We start from the raw sequence: 2,491 nt of genomic DNA on the forward strand, positions 1-2,491 counted from the left end.
ATTCGACGTATATCAAGGCACACGCGGACGCGTGCGGGGCACAAGGCGGCACTCAGGATATTAGCCGCACAAAAGGGGGCTGAACAGCAAATTGCACTTGGTAGTCGACGAGTATGGGATACCGGCAGGCGGCATTGTGACAAGCGGTACTGTCGCGGACTGTAGCCAAGCGCCTCTCCTTATGGAGGATTTGGAGGCGGAAGCGTTCCTTGCGGACAAGGCGTATGACACGAACGAACTGCTCGACATGCTTAAGGAAGCGGATATAACAGCAGTCATCCCTCCGGTTAAAAGCCGGAAAGAGCAAAGAGCGTACAGTCATGAACTGTATCGGGCGCGGCACGTCATTGAAAACGTCTTCCGCGCCCTCAAACGCTGGCGCGGAATCGCTACGCGCTACGCAAAGCTCACCGCTTCCTTCATCGCCGCCATTCATGTCAGGTGTTTATTCCTCTACCTTCCAGTCCACACTACCTAGGGCAGAACAGAGACACTACCTAGGGCAGGACAGAGGCACTGTTCTGTTCGAGTGTGTGTTTCACGCCTGTCCGTGCAGGGGTCGGCTTCCTGTTCAGTACGCTGCTTCTGTACTGCGCCGTTCGGCTTACGCCGAACGCTCCCACAGCCGCGCCGGATACGCGCCCGCCGCGGTCAGCTCTTTGACGCGGCGAGCCGCCGCCGCCTTATCCGCCTTATACGTCATGCCGAACCACTCGGCGTCCGCTTCAAGCGCGCGGAATCTGAGCAGCCCGCGCCTGATAAGCCAGTCCGCGGCGCGCGGAAGGTAGCACTCGCTCTTCGGGTCTGCTCCCTGCGCCTGCAGGAACTCGCCGAAATACCGGTGCAGCGCGGGGAATATGCCCGCGGGGAAGCCCCAGAAGTTCATAGACACCGGCGTGTCGGGGGGGAGCGCGGTCTTCGCGCCGCCGGGCGCCGTGCTGTACACCGCGCCGCCTTCCCGCGCGAGCGACAGGTGCTCCTCGACGGACGCGAGATAGCCGCCCGCGATTTCGCACACACCGCGTGACACCGTCCCCTCGTCGCTCAGCGTCCGTTCGAGCCGGTACGGCACGATTGCGCCGTCACGCGCCTCCGGCGAGCGGAGGTACGCGCCCATAGCCGCAAACGCCTCGCGCCCGTAAAAATCGTCGGCGTTGATAACCGCGAACGGCGCGTCAAGCTCGCGCTCGGCGCAGAGCAGGGCGTGCGTCGTCCCCCAGGGTTTCGTCCTGCCGAGCCGCTCGGCTTCCCGCGCGACGCCGCCGGGAATGAGGCTTTCGCGCTCCTGAAACGCGAGCGCGCACTCGATGCTGCCGCCTATGCGCTTCAGCACCAGTTCGCGGAAGTCGGCTTCAAGGTCGCGCCTGACGATAAACACGGCTTTCCCGAAGCCGGAGCGGAGCGCGTCGAACACGGAGAAATCCAGCAGCGCTTCCCCGTGCTCCCTGACCCGGTCCAGTTGCTTCAGCCCGCCGTAGCGGCTGCCCATGCCCGCCGCCAGCACCGCCAGAATGGGTTTTGCCATAATGCCCTCCAGTCGCCAGTCTTTTCTGGGATTATCGGGGAATGCGCGCGCCTGCTGAACGGCTGCGCCTGCGCCCTGAACTATTGCGCCGGTCTATTCGGCTGCCCATTTGCCTTGAAACAGTGCTAGCCGCGAATGTCCGCCGTCATTCGGCGAAGCGGAGAAGCGGCTTGCGCGTCTAGACGCTTGACATTCGGGTTTATACCCGCTATGCTGTCCTTGAATGACAAAACATGTTTATTTGTCATTCAAGGACAGCGAAGGAGCTGCCATGGCGATAGTGATACGGGGAACCGGCAAAGCCCTTCCAAAGCGGTACGTGTCGAACGGCGAGCTGGGGAAGGAACTCGATACCTCCGACGAGTGGATTCGGACGCACACCGGCATTGAGGGGCGCTATATCGCGGGCGAGGGCGAAACCGCCTCTTCGCTGGGCGCCGAAGCCTGCCGCGCCGCGCTCGCCCGTTCGGAAACGCCGGTGCGGGCGGAAGACCTCGCGCTGGTGGTGTGCGCGACGATTACGCCGGAGTTTTCCGGGTGCCCCGCGGCGGCGTGCCTCATTCAGGACAAAATCGGCGCGGCAAACGCGGGCGCGTTCGACCTGTCTTCAGCCTGCACGGGGTTCATCAACGCGCTGCAGACGGCGGCGGCGCTGCTGGAGCACAACAACTGGCGGTACGCGCTGGTGTGCGCGTCCGAAACACTCAGCCGAATCGTAGACTGGAGCGACCGGGCAACCTGCGTGCTGTTCGGCGACGGCGCGGGCGCTGTGCTGCTGGAAAACACTGCCGCCGCCGGTGCGCTGGAGCCGCTCTCGGCGGACGGAAAGCGGCGGGGAATCGGCGGCGCACTGGTCGGCTCCGACGGGGCGGGTGGCGCGTACCTGTATGTTGACGAACGGCAGGCCCCGCCAATCGACGGCAAAGCCGTATACCCGTTCGCGGGTGAAATCATCGGCGGTAACAT

At 63.7% G+C, this 2,491-nt stretch carries 4 protein-coding genes; 2 read left to right on the top strand and 2 right to left on the bottom strand.

Going from position 1 to position 2,491, the window contains the following annotated elements; all coding sequences use genetic code 11:
• The first annotated feature begins 79 nt into the window (after positions 1-79).
• Positions 80-478: an IS5 family transposase gene (locus AWU74_RS04920; protein WP_306700998.1), complete on the top strand. Its 399-nt coding sequence runs from the start codon at positions 80-82 to the stop codon at positions 476-478.
• A 126-nt stretch (positions 479-604) separates the two neighbouring features.
• On the opposite strand, the gene AWU74_RS04925 is transcribed toward AWU74_RS04920, so the two are convergent.
• A complete protein-coding gene (locus AWU74_RS04925) occupies positions 605-1,525 on the bottom strand; it encodes a nucleotidyltransferase family protein (protein ID WP_062328212.1) in 921 nt (306 codons plus the stop codon).
• Between the two features lie 125 nt (positions 1,526-1,650).
• On the bottom strand, positions 1,651-1,773 hold the full coding sequence (locus tag AWU74_RS13200; protein ID WP_306700996.1) for a hypothetical protein: 123 nt from the start codon (positions 1,771-1,773) through the stop codon (positions 1,651-1,653).
• Between the two features lie 23 nt (positions 1,774-1,796).
• Between AWU74_RS13200 and AWU74_RS04930 the strand changes: the two genes are divergently transcribed.
• Positions 1,797-2,491: ketoacyl-ACP synthase III (locus tag AWU74_RS04930; RefSeq protein WP_062328215.1), on the top strand; the 695-nt coding region annotated here is incomplete at its 3' end.

The organism is Treponema endosymbiont of Eucomonympha sp. (assembly GCF_001028545.1).